Below are 20960 nucleotides of genomic sequence, written 5' to 3'. Positions count from 1 at the left end.
GGCTTCATGACCCAGAAAGTTGCCGTTGTCGGTTCGAACATGATGGATCTTGTGACCTATGTCACGCGCATGCCTGATCCCGGCGAGACGCTCGAAGCACCGAGCTTCGAGATGGGCCACGGAGGAAAGGGCGCAAACCAGGCAGTTGCAGCCGCGCGTCTCGGATCAGATGTCATGATCGTTACCAAGGTTGGCGACGACGCCTTCGCGGATGCGACCGTCCGCAACTTTGAAGCCAACGGGATCGACACGACGTTTGTCGGCAAGGTGCCCGGTGTCTCGTCAGGCGTTGCCCCGATCTTTGTGGACGCGTCAGGTGAAAACTCGATCCTGATCGTCCCGGGCGCTAACGCCCACCTTCTGCCCGGTGATGTCGATGCTGCTGCGGACCAGCTTAAAGCCTGCAATCTGATCCTGCTGCAGATGGAAGTTCCCGCGCCGACTGTTTACCGTACGATCGCCTGGGCAAAGGCGAACGGCGTGAAGACCGTTCTGAACCCGGCTCCTGCTGCCGCCGACCTCGACGTAGCGCGAATAGCAGCGGTGGATTTCCTGGTTCCCAATGAGACGGAACTCGCCATCTTGTCTGGATTACCGGTCGGTAGCGAAACCGAGGCTGAAACTGCAGCACGCAGTTTGATCAGCCGGGGTATCGGCACCGTGATCGTGACCATGGGATCGCGCGGCGCGTTACTGGTAGAAGCCGGCCAGACGCAACGCGTCGATGCAGTAGACGTCGTGCCTGTAGACACGACCGGAGCCGGCGATGCTTTCATCGGCGCCTTCGCGCATTTCTTCGCCGGAGGTACCCCCGTCCTAGCCGCGCTCAAACAAGCTGCTGCTTACGCAGCGGACACCGTTACCCGGCGCGGTACTCAGAAGTCCTACGCGACGGCTGAACAGTTCGCCAAACGTCAGGCTGTCGGATAGACGACAGTGGGTGACCTGATCCCACATCAGCCAAACTGCGAGCTTTCTGGGAAATGGCTGTGCGAGCTATTTTTCATCATGGTGGGCGCCTGTGTCCTTAATCTGCAATAAGCCTAGCTTGTTCAGGATGTAAGTATCGAAGTTTTGAGCGATCTGATTGAACAAGCAGCTTTCGAGGCGAGGACCGTATTCCCTTGTTATGATATGTCGCCGGTAGCTGGCTATCGGTAGATAGGCATCGTCTCAGCCGCTTCTGAACCGGAAGCGAACTAGGGCTTCGAATTCTTAGGTCTTCTAAGCCTTCGAGGGCTATCGAGGGTACCGAGAGCGGTCTACGTTCGCCTTTCAAATGCTTCTCTGATCAGCTTTCGGTTCCCCGTTAGTGCGCTCGATCGCGCAGCGCGCTGAATGATGTGGCACCTTGAGCCATGCTATCAGCTTGGCTCAAGGTTTGTTCCGGAAGTATTTAAACCATTACTCTTTAACGCTCATGTCGAAGGCACGAACCCAGTCGTCGCCGCGCGGCTGCCATGTCACCTTGTTCGAGACGCCGAAGGTGGCTGGCTGCTGGTACAGGAAGACGGAAGCGGCTTGATCGCACATCAGCTTGGTAGCTTCCGCGTAGATGGTCTTGCGCTTCTCAGGATCGGTCGTCGCACGGCCCTCATCCAGCAGTTTGCCGAAATCAGCATTGTTCCAGTAGTCGTAGACGTTACCGGGCGCAAACATCGTAAGCATGCCGTCAGCATCGATTGTCGGCCACGCAAGACCCTGAACCGCCATCTGCGCCAAATCGCGCGCCTTGATCTGCTTGTTCATGAAAGCGCCGAAGTCGATCTCGCTGATCTTCACAGTGAGGCCAATTTCTTGCAGCTGAGAGGCGATAATTTGCGTTACCTCGTCTCCCTGCAAATAGGTGGAAACAGGAACTTCAACCTCGAGCGGCGTGGAAAGATCGACGCCCGATTCTTCCAGAAGCTGAGCCGCTTTATCGGGATCGTAAGGGTAGGGCTTGAGGTCGGGGTTGTAACCGAAATAGTCTGGTGAGAGGATCTGGCAGTTAGACACCGTGGCCTTACCGTCGAAGATGGATTGAACGATGCCTTCCTTGTCGATAGCGTAGTTCAGCGCCTGACGAAATTTCAGGTTCTCCATCGGGTTCTTCTGATGATTGATCTTCACCAGCATCGACCGTGTTGAATCAACAGCATCCGCATGGGCATTGCCGGAAGCGTTGATGCGTTCGATCTCTGTCGTGGGAACGCCTGTCACGAGATCGACTTCGCCAGCCATCAAGGCAGCAACCCGGCTGCCGATCTCTGGAATGGTGCGGAAGTTGACGGTATCGAAGGCAGGCTTTTCGCCCCAGTAATCCGGATTGGCCTTCAGCGTGATGTGGTCGCCCGGCACGTTCTCTGCCACGGTGTAAGGGCCGCCCGACATGGTTTCGGATGCCGGATTGTGAGTTTTTGCCCATTCTGGCGGCAACAGGAAGAACATCGACAGTTGGTCGGCAAAAGCGGGGTAGGGCGAAGAGGTTTTCACCTCTACCGTCAGTGGATCAACCACGCGCACGTCCGAGACCAGTTCGAACCAGGCTGCAATACGCGCACCGACCGCCTTGTCGCGCACGCGATCGAGATTCCACTTCACGGCTGCGGCATCGATCTTTTCGCCATTGGCGAAAGTGGCGCCTTCCGCCAGTTCAAAGCGCCAGGTGACATCATCCACCATGGTCCACTTCTTGGCGAGCGCGGGTTGCAGCTTCAGGTCCGGTGCGCGCAGAAGAAGCGACGGATAGATGTGGCTGAGGACGCTGAGGTCCGAACCCACCGACGCGGTCATGTGCGGATCAAGCGTGTTGACCGACACGCGCATGGCGATCGTGACGGACTTGGCATCCTGGGCCGAGGCCGGCGCCGAAAGCGGCAAGGCGAAGGCCAGGGCGCCGGCGGCAACGCCGGCGAAGAAGGCAGTGCGGGACATCAACGGCATGCTGCAACCTTTCTAGAGCGGGAAGATCAGGTGAGAACGAAGTGCTGCGGTGCGACTTTCTGCAGGGTCTGGCCAGGCCGGGGACCGTGCATTTCGAGGTCGAACGGAACGTGTCGGCGATTGCGCTCAATGTCAGGATCCGGCACCGGGATCGCGGTCAGCAGCGCCTTTGTATAGGGATGGCGCGCATCGCCGAAGATGGCCTCGCTTGGCGCCATCTCAACGATACGACCGCGCAGCATCACCGCCACCCGGTGGCAGAGATAGCGCACCATGGACAGGTCATGTGCCACGAAGAGGTAAGCCAGCCCCAGCTCATCCTGAAGATCCTGGAAGAGATTGACGATCTGGGCTTGGATCGACACGTCGAGCGCGGTGATCGGCTCGTCCGCGACAATGAAGCTGGGATTGAGCGCGATCGCGCGAGCAATGTTGACGCGCTGGCGCTGACCGCCTGAAAACTCGTGCGGATAGCGGGTCATGAAGCTTGGATCGAGACCGACCTTGCGGAAGAGTTCGGCTGTACGATCCTGCCGCTCGGAGCCCGATGCGGTTTTGTGAACCACCATCGGCTCAGCAACGAAAGCGCCGACCGTCATGCGCGGATTGAGAGCGGCATAGGGGTCCTGGAAGACGATCTGCATTTCCCGCCGGAACGGCTTCAGCTCGGACGCCGACAGTCCGGTTATCGTCTGACCCTTGAACAAGACCGTTCCGGATGTCGGCGCTTCCAGCTGGAGCAACACGCGGCCGGTGGTGCTTTTGCCTGAGCCAGATTCGCCCACCAGTCCCAAGGTTTCGCCTGGAGCAATTTCGAAGCTGACATCGTCAACGGCTGAGACACCGAAGCTGTTACCTCCGAACCATGTGCTGCTGCCACCATAGCGTTTAACAAGGTTGCGAACGGAAAGAAGAGGGGTGTCGTTCATGCAGGCTTCTCCTGGCGAGCCCGAAGCGCCATCGGGAGATCGTACCAGGCGGCGACAAGATGGCCGGACGTGCTGTCGGGTACCTGGACCAAGGGCGGAACCTCATGAAAGCAGCGCGGCGTCGCAAATTCGTTGCGGGGCGCAAACGGATCACCTTGCTGCGAGTCAAGGAGGTTCGGCGGCTGGCCGGGAATTTGGTAAAGACGTCTCTGCGTGCGCGCTTCGCCATGGGGCAGCGACCGCAGCAAGCCCCAGGTATAGGCGCTGCGTGGCGTCTTGAAGATCGGGCCGACCGGCCCGCGTTCCATGATACGCCCGCCATACATGACCTGCACCGTGTCGGCCAATCCGGCAACCACGCCCATGTCATGCGTGATCCAGATGACCGTGGTGCCGAACCGCTTCTTCAGGTCGCGCACCAGATCCAGCACCTGCGCCTGCACGGTCACGTCGAGCGCGGTTGTGGCTTCGTCGGCGATCAGCAGCTTGGGATCGCAGGCAATGCCGATCGCGATCATGACGCGCTGGCGCATGCCGCCGGAGAACTGATGCGGATATTGCCGAATGCGCTCCTTCGCGTGGGGGATGCCGACGAGTTCCAGAAGTTCGACGGCGCGTGACTTGGCCTGCGAGCGCGACAGGTTGCGATGGCGTAGCAAGGGCTCCATGAGTTGCCGCTCCACGGTCAGAACCGGATTCAGCGAGGTCATCGGGTCTTGAAAGACGAAGCCGATACGTCCTCCGCGCAGCTGGCAAAGATCCCTTTCCGGCATCTTGAGGAGATCGCGGCCCTCGAACAGGACCTCACCGGACACGATGCGGCCGGGCGGGCAGGGCACAAGCCCGACCATCGACAAGGCATGGACGCTCTTGCCTGATCCGGATTCGCCGACGATGCCGAGCGTCTCACCATCATGCAGCGTGTAGGACACGTCGTTGACGGCATGAACGGTGCCGGCCGGCGTGTCGAAGACCACAGACAGGTTGCGGACTTCCAGAAGTGGCGCGCTCATCGGACGCTCCTTTGCCGCGGATCGAAGTAGTCTCGCAGCCAGTCGCCAACGAGGTTGACGCTCAAGACAGTCAGCACGATCGCGAGCCCCGGGAATGTGACGATCCACCAGGCGCCGGATATATAAGTGCGCCCGTCGGCAAGCATGCGGCCCCAGCTTGGTGCGGGCGGCTGAACGCCAAGTCCGATGAAGGAGAGAGCGGCATCCATGATGATGACGCGCGCGAGTTCAAGCGTGGCGACCACAAGCGCAGGCGTCAGGATGTTCGGCAGGATGTGGCTGAACATGATGCGGGCTGTGGAAGCGCCGATCGCCTTCGCCGACAGGACGAATTCGCGTTCGCGAACCGCCAGAACCTGGCCGCGCACGATGCGCGCGTAGCGGATCCAACTGGTGAGAGCGAGGACGATCACCAGGTTGGTGGTGGATGGGCCAACCGCTGCGACGACGAGCAAGGCGAGCAGCATCAAGGGCAGCGCCAGTTGGATGTCGACCAAGCGCATCAGCAGGCTGTCGACGAACCCACGGAAATAGCCGGCAATGATGCCGAGCGTAACACCGACGATGCCGCCAAGAACAACAGCGCCGCAGGCAATCAGAAGCGTTGTACGGCTGCCGAAGACGATGCGCGAAAGGATGTCGCGTCCGAGCTGATCGGTGCCGAACGGGTGTGGACCGGGGCTGAAGAGACCGGTCCATGTCGGAGGCGCGAGGCGCGCGGTGAGGCTGCCGCGAATAGGATTGGGCAGGCCAAGCCAAGGTGCGGCAATTGCTACGGCAACGAAAACGATCAGGATAATCCAGCCGAACAAGCCGGCTTTGGATCGAAAGAGAGCGGAAAAGAACGGCTTCACGGAACTCTCCTAACGCCGTTCGCGGATGCGGGGATCGAGCAGGCCGTAAAGCAGGTCGATCGCGAGATTGATCAAAACGAAGATGAAGGCAATCAGAGCAACGCCTGCCTGGATGACGGGGAAGTCCTTGGCCTCGATGGCCTGAATGATGAGGCGGCCGACGCCGGGCCACGCAAACACGGTCTCGGTCACGACGGAGCCGCCCAGAAGCTCACCGGTAATGATGCCGATCATGGTGACCACCGGAATCAGCGCATTGCGCCCGACATGCCAGATGAAGATGGTTCGCGGCATGAGCCCCTTGGCGCGGGCGGTGCGCACATAATCTTCCTTCAATACGTCGAGAAGGTTGGAGCGCAGGAGGCGGGCGATTGAGGAGCACACGAACACTGCAAGGGTGACCGCAGGCAAAATTAGGTGGGAGATCGTGCCGTATCCGCCGGTCGGCACCCATCCGAGATCAACCGCAAAGAACAGGATGAGCATGATGCCCAGCCAGAAAACGGGTGTCGCCTGGCCTAGAAGAGCGAAGATCATCACGATCAGCTCGGCCATGGTGCCCTTCTTCAGAGCCGCGATAGAGCCGGCGACGGCGCCGATCAACGTTCCCAAGATGATGGCAGCGGTCGAGAGTTCGAGCGTCGCCGGCATACGCTCCAGAACAACCTGCATCGCCGGTCGACCGAACTGGAATGATTGGCCAAAGTCGCCCTGAAAGACCTGGCCGATATAGGTAATATATTGCTCGATCAGCGGCCGATCGAGCCCGAGTTGCGCGTTCAGCGCATCGATCTGCTCGGCAGATGCACCAAGTGGCAGCAACAGGGCTGCCGGATCACCGATGATGCGCGTGACGAAGAAGACGATCGTGAGCACGCCCCAAACCGCGATCAACGCTTCCAGAATCTTGGTCAGAAGATAGCGGATCACGCGGTGCCCTTTTTAATCGCGCTGCGGAGCGGTGCGCGCAAGGAAGTCGCGCACGGCCGCCATGACGGTGGCCTTCGCTTCCACATGCACCGCATGATTGGCGTTTGGCACTTCCAGCAGCTCTGCGTTCGGGACGCGCTCCGCGATGAGGCGGGAGTGATTGGGCGGGCAGATCCAGTCCTGCGCGCCCACGATCACCAGGGTCGGAACCTTGATCTCGGGCAGGCGGTCGCGCAGGTCGTAGCTGCGTTCCTTGAACAGCGCGTTGTGGGTCTCTGTATGCAGATGCATAGTGCGCACCCGCTCCAGTGCCGCGTCGGGATCGAACTTCTCGTAATAGAGCGGCTGGAAGGCGAGCCAGATGAGACGCAATTCCGTGTCGTCGATGACGGTGTCGGAGAAGATCTTGCGCAGCATTGCCTCCGACGCGCTGGGCGCCTTGTGCAGGCGGGCGCGGAAGTTGTCGAAAGCGTCTTCCTCATTATGGTGGCTCGGCGCTGTGCCGCGCAGGATGAGCCGCGACAGACCCTCCGGATATTTGACCGCATAGGTCAGCGCGATCATGCCGCCGAACGAACCGCCCTGAAGGATGATCTTGCGTCCGCCGCACTTCTCGAGACGGAAGGCTTCGACGTCATCGGCGAACTGCTCGAATGTGTAAGGGGGCGTCAGGCTTGTTTCGCCGCAGCCGCGCTGGTCATAGGCAATGACGCGGTAGTTGTCGGTGAGCGCGCTCCAGGCGCCGAACTCACCCTTGCGGTCGCCGATACCCCGTCCACCATGCAGCGCGATGATCGTCTCATTATGCTCGGTCCCGGCTTCATCATACACGAAGGTGGCGCAGTTCAGGTCGATCGTTGCCATGATGCAAGCCTCCCAGCGCGACTGTCCCGAGCCGCAGAACCATCGTTGGCTAAGATAGAAACAGGAAATGGCGCCAATTTCAAACGCAAATCTTTGAAGCCAGCCAAAAAATATGCACGAGCATTTTTGATGAAGTTTTAAGCTTAGCCCTTGTCGGCCAAGGTCACGTGTTTGGCCGTGACCTCTCGCAGACGAGCGGCATCTCGGGTTCTTAGGGCTTCCACCATCTCGAAATGTTCGCGTGCTGAACGTTCCAGCCTTGCGGGCGTGTTTCCGGCACGTTGAACCGCGATGGGGATACGCCGTCGCAGATCCCAGATGATCTCGTTCATGACCTGATTGCGGCACGCCGTCAGCATCTCGCGATGAAAAGCGTGGTTGGCGCTGTCCTGCTCCATCACCGTTCCCGTCTGCAGCGTATCGGCAAACATTGTGGCGAGGTAGGACAAACGAGCTACAGTATCACTGGTAATATTCGCAACAAGCTCATCCGCAATCGAGGTTTCAACATAGGCACGGGCCTGCATGATTTGTTGCACGTTCTCTCGGTCCACAGAAGGAACATAATACCCGCGATTGGGGAATTTTTGGACGATCCGTCTCGTTGTGAGGTGATCAAGAGCATGCCGAAGTGCCAGCCTCGTTGAACCATATCGCTCTTCGAGGTCGATCTGCTTCAGCCACATGCCCGGAACGAGGACACCGCGATAGATGTCGGCTTCGATCGTTTCTGCCAAGGTCGAAGTGGCGGAAGGGGCGTCTTGCGTCATCAATCCTGATCCCGTCTCAGCGAGTTTGTTCCAGCACACGAAGCATTGCTTCGGCACGCAGGCTTGTACCCTAGCATTTGGCCGTTCGGTTGACAGCGACAAAAATTGGCGCCAATCTGACGAACAATGTCCTTGTTCCTCCCTTCAGTGAGGCTTCCATCTTGTCCAGCAGTTCTTCTTCCGGTGCCTCACGCCTTCGCGTCGGCGTGGATTCCGGCGGCACATTCACCGATGTCTGCGTCTTCGATGAAGAAAAGGGCGAGGTCTTCGTGTGGAAGGTCTCAAGTACGCCACATGATCCATCCGAAGGCATCACAACGGGCATCGAACAGGGCTTGAAAGCTCTGCCCGAAGGGGAAGCAGATCCGGCCTCTCTGATCTATTTCGGTCATGGCACCACCGTCGGCACCAATGCGCTGATCACCGGACTCGGTGCGGACACCGGTCTGATCACCACTGAAGGCTTCCGTGACATTCTGGAAATTCGCCGTCAGAAGCGCCCGGACCTCTATGATCTGCAAACCGTAAAGCCGCCGATCCTCGCGTCCCGCGACAAGCGCCTCGAAGTGAAAGAGAGGATCCTTTTCGACGGTACGGTGGAAACGCCGCTGGACGAGGAAGATGTACGCCGCGCGGTTCGCCGCCTGAAGGAGGAGGGTGTCGGGGCCATTGCCATCTGCACCCTCTTTTCCTTCATCGAGCCAAAACACGAGGCTCGTATTCGCGCGATCGTGGAAGAAGAATATCCCGGCGCCTTTATTAGCGTTTCGCATGAAATCGCGCCGGAATTTCGCGAATATGAGCGGCTGTCGACCACGGTCGTCAACGCCTATCTCGGCCCGATCATGAAGGCCTATCTCGACCGCCTTTCGCCGCGGTTGGCGGAGATCGGCGTTCATGCCGAACCGCATCTGACGCAGTCGAATGGCGGCGTCATTTCCTGCGAAACAGCCAAGACACAGCCGGTGCGCACCGTTCTTTCGGGGCCGGCGGCAGGCGTCATGGCGGCGCTGGCCGTTGGCCGCTCCACCGGCTTCGACAATCTCATCACCTTCGACATGGGTGGTACGTCCAGCGACGTTTCGCTGATTGATCGCGGCCGTCCGCAGATGGCCAACGACATCGAGGTGCATGGCTATCCATTGAAGGTGCCGATGCTCGACATCCATACGGTGGGTGCCGGCGGCGGCTCTATCGCCCATGTCGACAATGGCCTCCTGAAGGTCGGTCCCCGCTCGGCTGGTGCAGCTCCCGGCCCTGTCTGCTACGGACGCGGCAATGACGAGCCAACGGTGACCGATGCCAATGTCGTTCTCGGCATCCTCAACCAGACCCATCTGCTCAATGGCCGCATGCCGATCGATGCGTCGGCGTCGAAGGCTGCCATGCAGCGGCTGGCGGACAAGCTCGGCATCGGCGTGATGGATGCAGCCCAAGGCATCATCCGCGTCGTCGTCGCCAATATGGCGAAGGCCATCCGAGTCATCTCCGTGGAGCGCGGCTATGACCCGCGCGATTACGTGATGCTCGCTTTCGGCGGCGCCGGCCCGATCCACGCCGCTCGGCTTGCCGCCGAACTCGACATTCCCCGCATCATGATCCCGAAACATCCCGGCATCATGTGCGCCATGGGCCTTCTGCAGTCGGATCTGCGCACCAATATCGCGCTGACCCGCATGACGCGGCTCACCCCGGACGCGCTTCGCCTGCTTGAAGACGGGTTTGCCCAACTTGAAGTGCGTGCAGCCGACTGGTTCGCCGCTGAAGCGATCGCACCGGAAGCCCGGGCGCTGAAGCGTGCCGTCGACATGCGCTATGGCGGCCAGGGCTATGAGCTGACGATCGATTGGCCTGAAGGTGTGGGGGAAGACGAGATCGTCTCAGCGCTTCGCCGTAACTTCGAAGACGCACACCGGCAGCTCTACGGCTATGTCGCGGCCGAAGAGCCGATCCAGATCACGACGCTGCGCATCGAAGCGATTGGCCACGTGCCCAAGGCGGAACTGAAAGCCTATCCGGCAGCGACAGGCTCGGAAAAAGACGCGATCCTTGGCGAACGACGGGTCTATTTGCCCGAACTCGGCGACTTCGTCTCGGTGCCGCTCTATGACCGCGCTTTGCTGGGCCCTGGCCATGTCGTGACTGGCCCGGCGGTCATCGAGCAGATGGACTCCACGACCCTGGTTTTGCCCCAGCAGACCGCCACCGTCGATCCCTATCTCAACCTCATGATCGAGGCCCAGGCATGAACGCCCATCAACCGGTCGTATCCGAACCGCTGCGCGTCGATCCCGTCACCACCGAGGTGATCGGCAGTGCATTGTCCACCATCGTCGAGGAAATGGGCAAGGCGATCGTGCGCGCGGCCTATTCCACCAACATCAAGGAGCGGCAGGACTGCTCGACGGTGATCTTCGACACCGAAGGCCGCACGGTCGCGCAGGCTGAGCGCATTCCGGTTCATCTGGGCTCGCTGCTCGGCATTTCCGAATGGGTGATGAAGAATGTCGATCTCGCCACGGTGGAGCCGGGCGACGTCTTCATCGGTAACGACGCGCATACCGGCGGCGGCACGCATCTCAACGACATCGTCTTCCTGGAACCGGTGTTCTTCGAGGGCAGGTTGGTCGCTTGGGTGACCAACCTCGCTCACCATTCCGACTTCGTGGATCGTGGACACGCCCACATCTATCAGGAAGGCCTGCGTATTCCGCCGATCCGCCTTTACCGCAAAGGCGTGTTGCAGCAGGACATCATGGATCTCGTGCTTCTGAACTGTCAGGTTCCGCATGAGCGTATCAACGATTTTCGCGCACAAATGGCCGCCAATCGCCTTGGCGTTCAGCGCTATCAGGCGCTTTGCGCCAAATATGGCGAACCGACTGTCCGCGCGGCCAGCGCCGAGGTGCTGGATTATGCCGAGCGCAAGACGCGCGCCGGCATCCGCACCATTCCAGATGGCATGTACGCTCACAGCTGCCGCTTCGACACGCCGTCTTACGACCAGGTGCTCGACCTGAAGGTCAAGGTCGAGGTGAAAGATGACGAGATCACCATCGATCTGCGCGACAATCCCGAGCAGGTGCGCGCCGGCATCAACATGGTCTATACGGCCACGCTCGCGACCGTCTATTTCGCCGTGAAGTCGCTGGTTGATCCCGACATTCCCGCCAATTCCGGCTTTCATCGTCCGATCCATGTGATCGCGGATGACGGTTCGGTGTTCAAGGCGGTATCACCGGCTGCCGTTTATACCCGCACGGATATCGGCCAGCGCCTCGTGGACATGATCTTCACTGCGCTTTCCCCCGCCATTCCCGATCGCATTTGCGCCGCCTGTACCGGTGGCGGGCTGGTGACGCTCAGCGGCACGCATCCGCGCACGGGCCGCTTCTATGTCTATAACGAAATGAACGGCGGCGGCATGGGCGCGCGTGCAGCGCAGGACGGGCTGGATGGTGTGCAGGTGCACACCACCAACACCGCCAATATCCCGATCGAGGCGCTTGAGTTCGAACATCCCGTGATGGTCGAGCGCTATGAGCTCGTGCAGGATTCTGGGGGTGCTGGAAAATGGCGCGGCGGCATGACCATGCGGCGGCGAATTCGTGTGCTCGACCATACGGCGACGGTCAATGCCGGCGGCACGAACTCCATCGTTGCGCCCTGGGGCCTGTTCGGCGGACGCGATGCCACGACGACCAATGTGGAACTCGGCGAGGGCGTTGCGCCCTTGAAGAACCGCAACGGCCGCGTCGGTCCCAGCCAGACCATCGCGATGGTTGCGGCGTCGGGCGGTGGCTACGGCGATCCGAAAGAGCGTGACCGTGAGCTTGTGCGCCGTGACCTCAAGGAAGAGCGCATTTCGGAAAAAGCTGCTCGCGAGATCTACGGTCTCGACATCTAGGCCATTGAAGCCGTCCAGCCATTTGTCCCTGAGGTAGTCATGCGCGTAGCAATTTTGGGAGCCGGCGGCGTCGCCTTCGGAATGGCGGCCTTCCTGCACGAGGCCGGGCATGAACCGGTGCTCTGGTCGCCAACGGGGAAAGGCACAGCCGGGCTGCTGAACGAGGATCTTGTTTCCACCGGCGCAGTAGAAACGCGTTTCCGCGCCGCAGTCGCGCTAAGCGCGAGGGAAGCCTTGGTGGAAGCAGATGTTGCGATCGTGGCTTTGCCGGCGAATGGGCATAAGGCGGTGATCGATGCCGCTCTGCCGCATATCCGTTCGGGTCAAACGGTGATCGTCAGCGCACAGCTTTCGATGGGCGCGTTGTACCTTGCCAAGGGTCTCGAGGCGCGCAACGTCGATGCCACGGTTGTGGCTTTCGCAACGACGGTCCTCATGGGCCGCAAGACTGGACCCGCCAGCGTAGCTGTCGGCGGTGTGCGGGAGCGGCTGGAGGCAGCTGTGATTCCTGCTTCCGCGGCGCAGGACGGATTGGCGACCTGCCGCAGCCTGTTCGGCGACCGCTTCCGTCTGGCGGCGAACCTTCTCGCCATCGCACTGTCGAACCTCAATCCGCCAATCCACATGGCAAGCGCGCTTTGCAATCTCACGCGCATCGAAAAGGGTGAGTATTGGGCGAACTACGACGGGATCACGCCGGCCGTCGCGCGTTTGATCGAGGCTCTGGACCGCGAGCGCCTTGCTGTTGCGGCTCACTTCGGCGTTTCCGTCCGGACTGTGGAAGAGCACTATCGCCTTACCTTCGGCTTCCCTGAGGGACAAGGCGTGGCGGAAATGGCAGCCGCCGTTCATGAGCGCCGCAAGGGACCTCCCGGACCGACTTCGCTCGATACGCGCTTTGTGACGGAAGACGTTCCGTTCGGCATCGTCGCGGTGCTGGCCTTGGCGGAAGGTGCCGGCCCCAATCTGCCGCTCCACCGCGCGGGCGTGGATCTCCTCGGCGCGCTCTACGGCCGCGACTTCCGAGCAGAAAATGACCTTCTGCCTTTGGTCGACATCCAAGATCCGCTCGTCTTAGCTCGAGGCTAGATCATGAAGCCCGTCAGCGATAAAGGATGAATGGCATGATTGATCCTGCTGAAGCACGGGCAGAAGGGCTGAAGGCGCTTGAAGCGCAACTTGCCCGCGACTTCCTCAATCTCGAACTACCCGCAAAGCCCTGGGTGCCGTTGCGATCTGTTGACGGTCAAATGGTCCGCGACGTTGTCGTGATCGGCGCCGGCATGTGCGGGCTCGCAGTCCTTGCCAAGCTGAAGCTCAGCGGCATCACCAACGTGGTCGCCTATGATGCTGCTGCAAAAGGCGAGGAGGGGCCCTGGATCACCTTTGCCCGGATGCAAACGCTGCGTTCGCCCAAGACCCTTGCAGGCCCCAGCCTCGGACTTGCGCAACTTACCTTTGGTGCGTGGTTCACCGCACAATTGGGCGATGCTGCCTGGGACGCGCTCGACAAGATCCCTAAGGCGCAGTGGATGGAATACCTGATCTGGTATCGCCATGTCCTTGCGCTGCCGGTCGTCAATGACACCCGCATGGTCGGTATCCGCGAAGAAGGCGATCATATCGCAATTGATCTGGAAGGTGCTGAGAATGGCCGTGTCCTCACACGGCATCTGGTCCTTGCAACGGGCCGTTCTGGCCTCGGCGGCTTTTCCGTCCCCCCGTTCTTGTCGGAGATCGACCGCCGCTTGTGGGCCCATTCGGCCGATGTCATTGATTTCCATGCACTGAAAGGCAAGCGGGTAGCCGTGATCGGGGCAGGCGCTTCGGCCATGGATAATGCCGCAACCGCGCTGGAAGCCGGGGCAGGGCAGGTTGATCTCCTGATCCGGCGAACTGAGATGCCGCGTATCAACAAGATGACGGGCATCAGCAGCTTTGGCGTCGTTCACGGCATGCAGCATCTGCCGGACGCTTGGAAGTGGCGCTTTGTCGATTACACGCTTTCCAGTCAGATCCCGCCGCCCCGCTCTTCGACCCTGCGCGTCTCGCGCCACCCGAATGCCCGTTTCCTGCTGGGCTGCAGCATCAACGGCGTGCGTGTGAACGGGGAAGCTCTCGAACTCAATACGAGCCTTGGCTCAATGAACTATGACTATGTGATAGCCGCTACAGGCTTCACGAACAACTTTGCGGGACGGCCGGAATTCGAGACCATTGCGCCTCATATCCGCACCTGGGCCGATGGACGGCATACAAGCGAGATGGGACAAGCGCGGCCGGGTCTGAGCGATGCTCCCGACCTTGGTCCCGACTTCGAGTTCCGTGAAAAAGAACCGGGCGCCTGTCCGATGCTCAGGCACATCCATTGTTTCAACGATGCTGCCATGCTCACTCACGGCAAGGTTTCCGGCGACATACCCGCCGTCAGCGCCGGTGCCGACCGGCTGGTGCGCGGCATCGCAGCCAGTCTCTTTGCGGCCGATGTGGAAACGCATTACGCCAATCTCCGGGCCTATGACACGCCTGAACTTCTCGGCGACGAATGGGTCGACTCCTCGCCCCTCATCAGAAAGGAAGCCGCGCTTTGATGGATGCGATCGACCAGGCTGCCGGCCTCCTCGAAGGAGACGCGCTTCATGCCCTGCGGCGGCGCCGGCCTGAGTTTGTTGGTGGCGCAGAAGCCTGCCGTGCAGCCGTGCTGCATCCGCGAAGCGAACATGGCTTGGGTCGTAATCTCCGTGCAGCACTGGCCTGCCGGATTGCCCGCTTGAATGCAGATGATGAACTGACCTCCGAGTACCAAACCATTCTGCAAAACCTCGCGCCCTCACAGGAGCTTCTCATGCTCGCGGAAGGCGGCGGCCTAACTATCGAACCGCTGGCGACAATCGCACGCCATGTCGATCTGGTGACCCTCACAGCCACGGAAGCGCAGGCAGATCATATCCGCCGTTTGGAAGCGGCTGGTTTGACGAACCCGCAAATCGTCGCCCTTTCCGAACTGATCGCCTTCGCCAACTTCCAAACGCGCGTCGTTGCGGGTCTGCGCTTGTTGAGGTCCGTATGAGCGTTAAATCCGTTCGCTTGAAGCCGCTCACCTGGCATCCCCACATCGCGCCTGTCAGCCTGGAAGAAGCGACGGCCGAACAACTCGAGGCGATGAAGGTCACGCCGTCCGCCAAGAAAGTTTCGGACTATGTGCGCACGCTGGCGCATGATCCCGAAAGCTATGTTGCGCGGACCGTCCTGTTCAACGCCATCATGTATGCGGAAGGCGGGTTGCCGCGGCTGGATCGTGAACTGGGAGCGCTCAGCGCCTCGATCGTCAATGGCTGCCGCTACTGCGCCGTCGTGCATGCGCGCCAACACTCCAGTCTGACGAAAAGCGACGATGTGGTCACCGCGCTTTATCTGCAGCAGCCTGAAAACCTCCCGCAGAGGGAACAGGCCATCGATTCGTTCGCACGAAATCTGTCTTATACGCCTTCGAAGGCCACTAACGAGGACATGACCGCTTTACGGGCGGTTGGTCTGGGCGATGCGGAGATACTCGACCTCATCCATGCAATTGCCATCTTCGGCTGGGCTAACCGACTTATGCACGTCCTAGGTTATTCGTCGCCGGCGGCTTAGATGGGAGGGGTCGTTCGTTGCCGTTTCTACGTAGTACTGTTTGTTGGAGCAAATTGCCGATCGGTCGGGTTGGGGCTGCGGGCAAATCCACGATCATCCGCTTAATTGAACCTTAACTATGACCTCCGGTTACGGCCAAGATCAGGCTCGTGTTCACTTCGTCACCCCTGCCCATCAAAGCCATTCTGCTGCGCTGGTGCCAGATTGCAATCACGCAGGCGCTTCAAGACATAGTATGCTGAATGGACGTTGCGAGAAATCTGGATTGTCTTCGGCGCGGTTGTCTAACACCCATGGCGGGCGGTTGAAGAATTTGTAGGAGGCTGGAAGGTGCCTTCTTTGCGGCGAGAGCGGCTGCTTTGTGTGTCTCGAAGCATCTGGTGGTGGAGACCACGCCGCGAGCTTGCAGGGCAACAAGCTGCAAAGGCCGACCATCGCCATCGCCGAACCAAGCTGCTGTCCATCGTGCTCGGAGCTGGTGGAATGATACCATTTGTCCGGTTACAGCGCTGAACCTGGCTTGCGAACGGCTCACCGGCCTCGAAGTCGCGGGATGCCGGGAACGTGCTGTGCAAGCCAAGTAGCCGATGCCAGAATGCCGATGAGACGCCCAACTACGTCGATGGCGCACCGCCCCTGTCTACTCAGCAAAATGTTGTGGGCGGCGTGTCACTACCAATCTTCGGATCCAGGCTCCCGCAGGACCTGAAAAGCTTCATCCAGCCTAAGATGGGCTGCGTCAGCCTTGATCAAGCCGGCATCCACCAGACCGTTGCGCCAGCCATGCCAGTATGAGCGCGTTGCATCCGCGAGCGGACATTCCGTACCTCTGAGGCCGTCGAGGTAGCCGCAAAGGATTTCACCGTCGTCGAGCGTGTGAAAGTCATCTACGGTCTCAACTGGCTTGAAGATCTGCTTGGTAGTCTTTTCCATCCAGAAGATGCCAAGTCCTTTCTTTGCAGGCATTACCAAGTCCCGCCTGCAGACAACCGCGATCCAGCCGCTAATCAGGTGAAGCTAATCCTTTAGGGCTTTCGGAGCTCGCAGGAACAACCTCAAGATAACCGGCAGGCGGACCGGTTTTCTCCCTCAATCAACCTTCCAACGCAAGCTGATGCCGGACCGCTCCACTCGAAGAAGGAGCAATCTATGACCATCAAAATCTCAAAGGCCGCAACCGATGCCGAAGTGGCCCGGTCTGAGACACGATCTGAACGCAGCACAAGGGCCAACGCGCACCATGCACGACCGAGCTTCTATATCGGACGGCTTGCGATCACGGATGACGTAAGGAGGGATGCGTACCGAGTGCGCTACCGCAGTTATGTGGCGGGTGGGTACATCACGCCGAACTCCAGCGGCCTGTTCAGCGATAGCTACGACGACATGCCGAACGCGAAGACGATCGTCATATACGATCAGGATATGCCTTTGGCGTCAGTTCGAACATGTACCCTTGCCCGGGGAACCGATCTGACCTCGCCAGCCTGCGAGGTGTTCCCGGAAGAAATCGATGCTTTGCTTGCAGGGAAGGCCGATGCCTTTGCAGGCCGTGGCATCGAGACCAACCGGTTGGTCCGCGCCCCAGAGGCCGAAAACAATCAAGGTCTCGTCTTCCTGCTGTTCCGAATGGCAGCCTATGTTGCCATCTGCTCGCACGCTCAAATTCATCTCGCCTGTGCTCGAAGCAATCACGCGCCATTCTACAAGCGCATGGGTTATGAGCCCGCCTCTGGCTTACGCCCTTACCCCGGACTGACCTGTCAGATGCGTCTTCTGGAAAGTGATCGCGGAAGATTGGACGCGGTGCGCAAAAGCTTTCCGGTGATCGATCCGCTTGGGGGTTCGACCGGCGACCTTGCCGGGTTCTTCAAGGGCGAGCCTTTCACGCTCTCGCTGGCCGGAGCGTAAATCCATGTTGGAAGCTCTTGTTGTCATATTCGCCATTATCACCATCGGCTCCTTTAGCTGGGGACTGAGAGGCCACTTCCGGGCTCCCGACGGCATGCCCAGGGGCATGCAGGCACTAACCGCGGTCAGCGGTCTTGCAGGCTTGCTCCTCGTCTTCCTGACGCTGCGCAATGGTGTCGAGCTGCCGGAAACACTTGGCTTCGTCGCGATGTCGCTGCTTGCGCTCTCGCTGTTCTGGTGGGCGGTGGATACGACCCGACGCCGGCCACCTCACGTTGCACATAGCGGGAAGGATCCGGATACCCTCTATGAGGACGGCCCTTACGCTTATGTCCGCCACCCCTTTTATCTCGCCTACTGCTTGTTCTGGGTGGGATCCGCGATTGCGGTTGGTGGACACCAATGGCTTGTCGCAGCATTTCTCGTGATCTGGTACTATGTGACATCGCGAAGGGAGGAGACCCATTTTCTCCGTTCGTCGATGGCGGGCTCTTATTCCGAGTACCGGCGCCGAACAGGTATGATACTCCCGAAGGTCCATAGGATTCGGCACAGGTGATCAGTTTGGATTCGGGTATCGCGCTGGTGAGAAAAGGCGTCACCACGATGCAACGCCTTATCCGGTTGCAACGGCCCGAATCCAAATTCGAGGAGGCCGCCCTCAACGATCAGGCCGGCCTCCTTCTCTATCTCGGCATATTGTTTGCCACGACAGGCATCTGCACGATGACATTCATCGTGCTGCAATTCAGGCCATGGGATCGGCCCTTTCTTGTCGTCGCATGTGCTGCCATCCTGCTGAGCTACGCACTTATCCTTCTGGCTTCGCGGCAATGGCGACGTCGTGGCGACGCCTCTCGCTTTCTTCGCATCGCATGCGCCCTCTATATCTGCCTTGGAACGAGCTGGGGTGCGCTGATCAACGGCCTCTTGTTCTATAGCGAGCCGGATCAGCGTGCGCTCGCCATCGGCCTCGCCCTCGGCGTTGTCTCCACGCCGATCATCTGCGTGCCTGCAATTGTAGCCTTCAGCTTTTTTTTGCCGGTCGCGCTTCTTTCGATCGTCGGCGTCGCGCTTCTCGATGTGGCCGATACGGTCACCGTCATCGCTTTCACCATCTTCACGCTCTACGCAGTGATCGGCATCGTCGGCTTGAACACGGCCTTTATCGGCCGCTCGGATGCGCAAGGGGCGCTACAGCGGAAGATCGAGACGGTCAACGTTTTCCTTCGCGAATATCAAGAAGGATCGCCCGACTGGTTGTGGGAAACCGATGCCCAATTCTGCCTGAAACAAGTCCCGCTTGAACTCGCAAGAACCCTAGGTATCGAACCAACCAGATCCGATCTCCAGCGACTCGATGACTTGTTTCTGTCCGTAGGAACTGCCGACAACCGCCCTGATCTTGGAAGTCTCTTGCAACAAGGGCGTGCTTTCCGGGAAATGACTGTCACTGCACAGAGCCATTCAAGGCAGCGTTGGTTCACATTGACGGGCCATCCCGTGCATGACGAACGGGGCGGCTTAATTGGCTTTCGTGGCATTGGGCGGGATATAACGGAGCGCTACGAGGCGGACATGAAGTTGGCCTACATGGCTCGCCATGATGGGCTGACGGGGCTTTTGAACCGCAAGGCTTTTGTTGCTCGTGTTGAAGAGGCGTGCCGCGAAGGCGGTCGCTTCGCTCTGCTCAGCATCGACCTGGATGATTTTAAGGGTAAGAACGACAATTACGGGCATCACATCGGGGATGCACTGCTGGTGGAAGCTGCGCGGCGCATCCAGTCGCTGCTCAGACCAGCCGATGCGGCGGGACGACTTGGCGGAGACGAGTTCGCAGTGCTGGTCAGCGACGCTGACATCGATATCGCTTATTCGACCGCGACGGCTCTCGCTCGCCTGCTCGCCGAACCAACCACTATCGACGGGCAGACCGTTTTGCCGGGTGCAACGCTCGGGGTCGCCGCGTCGGACGGGTCTGAACAGGACGCCACCCGGGTTTTCCTGATGGCTGATCTTGCGCTTTACAAGGCGAAAGTCTCGTCCAAGGGCAATGCAGCCCGCTTCGAACCCCATCTGGAAGAAGCATATTTCGCGCGGCTTGTTCAGGAACAAGAGTTTGTAGACGCCCTCGACAGGCAAGAAATAACCGTCGCCTACCAACCGATCGCCGATCTAATGACTGGACAGGTTCTCTGCGTCGAAGCCCTCGCGCGTTGGTATCATCCTCAGCGCGGCGCGATCTCGCCCGCTATTTTCGTGGAAACCGCCGAAAGGGGTGGCTTGATCGACCGCCTGGGTGAGGTGGTTCTGCGGCGAGCGTGCATGGATGCGATTCAGTGGCCGGAGACGGTACAGATCAACGTTAATCTTTCGCCGAAACAGTTAATCAGCGGCCGTTTTCCAGCCTTGCTCGCGTCGATCCTTCAGGAAACGCGATTGCCTCCCTCGCGACTTGGTATCGAAATTACCGAAAACGTGTTCATCGACTTTGCCGAGGATGCGATCCGACAGCTTCTGACCATCAGCAACTGTGGCGTCAAGATCATCCTGGACGATTTCGGAACCGGTTACTCTTCCCTGAGCTATCTGCGGATGATTGAAGTCGATGGCCTGAAAATCGATGCCAGCTTTCTGCGTCAACTGCCAGACCGAAAAGTGGAGGCGATCATCCGAACAGTCACGCGTCTAACAGCCGACTTGAACATCTATCTTGTTGCCGAAGGGATCGAGCGGCCGGAGCAACTGGAATGGCTCCGTGAAAACGGCGTCCAGTTCGGCCAAGGCTTCCTGCTCGGTCGACCCCGGCTTGATCCACAGCTTGGACGCATTGATCTTAGATCGAGTATACCGTCATAAGCGCGATAGGTATCGTCGTTATTTAGGCATTTAGGCTTCAACGCTCGAACCATTTCAGCGCCATTGCCGATGATGGCGAGGGCGCCGGGGCAGCATCGCGGTGATGCCTGCTCTAAGGATCAACTTCCTACAAGCAGTTCTTCGGTACTTTCGTAACGACTTGCCCGAAATGAAGGTGACGCTGAACGTCTGTATGTCACTGACGATCGAGGGGTGGGCTCCCGCAGTAGATTGATTTTCGATTGGAGGAGACACCTCTAGGGAGGGGGCGGCTTCAGTACTGAGCGGTTCAGCGACGCCCCTATATCGCTGCCGTACCCCGCGGCCACCGGCTCGAGGATCGCCCAGTAATTCGAAACATC

At 59.6% G+C, this 20960-nt stretch carries 18 protein-coding genes; 10 read left to right on the top strand and 8 right to left on the bottom strand.

Going from position 1 to position 20960, the window contains the following annotated elements:
• Positions 1 to 6 precede the first annotated feature (6 nt).
• Positions 7 to 930 carry a ribokinase gene (gene rbsK / locus IE166_RS08140; protein WP_189502933.1) on the top strand — a complete coding sequence of 308 codons (924 nt, stop codon included), beginning with the start codon at positions 7 to 9 and terminating at the stop codon, positions 928 to 930.
• A 474-nt stretch (positions 931 to 1404) separates the two neighbouring features.
• On the opposite strand, the gene IE166_RS08135 is transcribed toward rbsK, so the two are convergent.
• From IE166_RS08135 to IE166_RS08105, 7 genes are all read right to left on the bottom strand, one after another.
• Positions 1405 to 2916: an ABC transporter substrate-binding protein gene (locus IE166_RS08135; RefSeq protein WP_189502932.1), complete on the bottom strand. Its 1512-nt coding sequence runs from the start codon at positions 2914 to 2916 to the stop codon at positions 1405 to 1407.
• A 35-nt stretch (positions 2917 to 2951) separates the two neighbouring features.
• Positions 2952 to 3854 (bottom strand): ABC transporter ATP-binding protein, encoded by a 903-nt coding sequence (locus IE166_RS08130; protein WP_189502931.1) that lies wholly within the window; start codon positions 3852 to 3854, stop codon positions 2952 to 2954.
• On the bottom strand, positions 3851 to 4867 hold the full coding sequence (locus IE166_RS08125; protein WP_189502930.1) for an ABC transporter ATP-binding protein: 1017 nt from the start codon (positions 4865 to 4867) through the stop codon (positions 3851 to 3853). The genes IE166_RS08130 and IE166_RS08125 overlap by 4 nt, the downstream gene beginning before the upstream one ends.
• Positions 4864 to 5721 (bottom strand): ABC transporter permease, encoded by an 858-nt coding sequence (locus IE166_RS08120; protein WP_189502929.1) that lies wholly within the window; start codon positions 5719 to 5721, stop codon positions 4864 to 4866. Before IE166_RS08120 ends, IE166_RS08125 begins: the two co-directional genes overlap by 4 nt.
• A gap of 9 nt (positions 5722 to 5730) precedes the next feature.
• Positions 5731 to 6651: an ABC transporter permease gene (locus IE166_RS08115; protein ID WP_189502928.1), complete on the bottom strand. Its 921-nt coding sequence runs from the start codon at positions 6649 to 6651 to the stop codon at positions 5731 to 5733.
• 12 nt (positions 6652 to 6663) lie between these two features.
• Complete coding sequence (locus IE166_RS08110) at positions 6664 to 7515, bottom strand: alpha/beta fold hydrolase (protein ID WP_189502927.1); 852 nt, start codon at positions 7513 to 7515, stop codon at positions 6664 to 6666.
• A 143-nt stretch (positions 7516 to 7658) separates the two neighbouring features.
• Complete coding sequence (locus tag IE166_RS08105; RefSeq protein ID WP_189502926.1) at positions 7659 to 8252, bottom strand: GntR family transcriptional regulator; 594 nt, start codon at positions 8250 to 8252, stop codon at positions 7659 to 7661.
• A 194-nt stretch (positions 8253 to 8446) separates the two neighbouring features.
• Between IE166_RS08105 and IE166_RS08100 the strand changes: the two genes are divergently transcribed.
• Genes IE166_RS08100 through IE166_RS08075 form a run of 6 tightly spaced genes read left to right on the top strand, consistent with a single transcriptional unit; the run spans position 8447 to position 15828 of the window.
• Positions 8447 to 10534 (top strand): hydantoinase/oxoprolinase family protein, encoded by a 2088-nt coding sequence (locus tag IE166_RS08100; protein ID WP_189502925.1) that lies wholly within the window; start codon positions 8447 to 8449, stop codon positions 10532 to 10534.
• Positions 10531 to 12192 (top strand): hydantoinase B/oxoprolinase family protein, encoded by a 1662-nt coding sequence (locus IE166_RS08095; protein WP_189502924.1) that lies wholly within the window; start codon positions 10531 to 10533, stop codon positions 12190 to 12192. Before IE166_RS08100 ends, IE166_RS08095 begins: the two co-directional genes overlap by 4 nt.
• A 39-nt stretch (positions 12193 to 12231) precedes the next feature.
• Positions 12232 to 13281 (top strand): NAD/NADP octopine/nopaline dehydrogenase family protein, encoded by a 1050-nt coding sequence (locus IE166_RS08090; RefSeq protein WP_189502923.1) that lies wholly within the window; start codon positions 12232 to 12234, stop codon positions 13279 to 13281.
• Positions 13282 to 13316: 35 nt separating this feature from the next.
• Positions 13317 to 14783: an NAD(P)-binding domain-containing protein gene (locus IE166_RS08085; protein ID WP_189502922.1), complete on the top strand. Its 1467-nt coding sequence runs from the start codon at positions 13317 to 13319 to the stop codon at positions 14781 to 14783.
• The gene (locus IE166_RS08080; RefSeq protein WP_244641360.1) at positions 14783 to 15262 is read left to right on the top strand and encodes a CMD domain-containing protein; all 480 of its coding nucleotides are present in this window, start codon (positions 14783 to 14785) and stop codon (positions 15260 to 15262) included. The genes IE166_RS08085 and IE166_RS08080 overlap by 1 nt, the downstream gene beginning before the upstream one ends.
• Complete coding sequence (locus IE166_RS08075) at positions 15259 to 15828, top strand: peroxidase-related enzyme (protein WP_189502920.1); 570 nt, start codon at positions 15259 to 15261, stop codon at positions 15826 to 15828. Before IE166_RS08080 ends, IE166_RS08075 begins: the two co-directional genes overlap by 4 nt.
• Before the next feature lie 672 nt (positions 15829 to 16500).
• On the opposite strand, the gene IE166_RS08070 is transcribed toward IE166_RS08075, so the two are convergent.
• Positions 16501 to 16794: a hypothetical protein gene (locus IE166_RS08070; RefSeq protein WP_210312943.1), complete on the bottom strand. Its 294-nt coding sequence runs from the start codon at positions 16792 to 16794 to the stop codon at positions 16501 to 16503.
• A 342-nt stretch (positions 16795 to 17136) separates the two neighbouring features.
• On the opposite strand from IE166_RS08070, the gene IE166_RS08065 reads away from it, so the two are divergent.
• Genes IE166_RS08065 through IE166_RS08055 form a run of 3 tightly spaced genes read left to right on the top strand, consistent with a single transcriptional unit; the run spans position 17137 to position 20598 of the window.
• Positions 17137 to 17739, top strand: a complete 603-nt coding sequence (locus tag IE166_RS08065; RefSeq protein WP_189502919.1) for an N-acyl amino acid synthase FeeM domain-containing protein — start codon at positions 17137 to 17139, stop codon at positions 17737 to 17739.
• Positions 17740 to 17743: 4 nt separating this feature from the next.
• A complete protein-coding gene (locus IE166_RS08060) occupies positions 17744 to 18298 on the top strand; it encodes a methyltransferase family protein (RefSeq protein WP_189502918.1) in 555 nt (184 codons plus the stop codon).
• The gene (locus IE166_RS08055) at positions 18295 to 20598 is read left to right on the top strand and encodes a putative bifunctional diguanylate cyclase/phosphodiesterase (protein ID WP_189502917.1); all 2304 of its coding nucleotides are present in this window, start codon (positions 18295 to 18297) and stop codon (positions 20596 to 20598) included. The genes IE166_RS08060 and IE166_RS08055 overlap by 4 nt, the downstream gene beginning before the upstream one ends.
• Positions 20599 to 20960 lie beyond the last annotated feature (362 nt).

Source organism: Tianweitania populi (genome assembly GCF_014652875.1).
GTDB classification, from domain to species: domain Bacteria; phylum Pseudomonadota; class Alphaproteobacteria; order Rhizobiales; family Rhizobiaceae; genus Tianweitania; species Tianweitania populi.
The sequence above is the reverse complement of the archived record's forward strand: the minus strand, read 5'-3'. Positions and strand labels throughout refer to the sequence as shown.

Bases quoted from the DNA above. Each gene is read 5' to 3' on its own strand.
- rbsK (WP_189502933.1), top strand. From the start codon at position 7: ATGACCCAGAAAGTTGCCGTTGTCGGTTCGAACATGATGGATCTTGTG.
- IE166_RS08135 (WP_189502932.1), bottom strand. From the start codon at position 2,916: ATGTCCCGCACTGCCTTCTTCGCCGGCGTTGCCGCCGGCGCCCTGGCC.
- IE166_RS08130 (WP_189502931.1), bottom strand. From the start codon at position 3,854: ATGAACGACACCCCTCTTCTTTCCGTTCGCAACCTTGTTAAACGCTAT.
- IE166_RS08125 (WP_189502930.1), bottom strand. From the start codon at position 4,867: ATGAGCGCGCCACTTCTGGAAGTCCGCAACCTGTCTGTGGTCTTCGAC.
- IE166_RS08110 (WP_189502927.1), bottom strand. From the start codon at position 7,515: ATGGCAACGATCGACCTGAACTGCGCCACCTTCGTGTATGATGAAGCC.
- IE166_RS08095 (WP_189502924.1), top strand. From the start codon at position 10,531: ATGAACGCCCATCAACCGGTCGTATCCGAACCGCTGCGCGTCGATCCC.
- IE166_RS08090 (WP_189502923.1), top strand. From the start codon at position 12,232: ATGCGCGTAGCAATTTTGGGAGCCGGCGGCGTCGCCTTCGGAATGGCG.
- IE166_RS08085 (WP_189502922.1), top strand. From the start codon at position 13,317: ATGATTGATCCTGCTGAAGCACGGGCAGAAGGGCTGAAGGCGCTTGAA.
- IE166_RS08080 (WP_244641360.1), top strand. From the start codon at position 14,783: ATGGATGCGATCGACCAGGCTGCCGGCCTCCTCGAAGGAGACGCGCTT.
- IE166_RS08075 (WP_189502920.1), top strand. From the start codon at position 15,259: ATGAGCGTTAAATCCGTTCGCTTGAAGCCGCTCACCTGGCATCCCCAC.
- IE166_RS08070 (WP_210312943.1), bottom strand. From the start codon at position 16,794: ATGCCTGCAAAGAAAGGACTTGGCATCTTCTGGATGGAAAAGACTACC.
- IE166_RS08060 (WP_189502918.1), top strand. From the start codon at position 17,744: ATGTTGGAAGCTCTTGTTGTCATATTCGCCATTATCACCATCGGCTCC.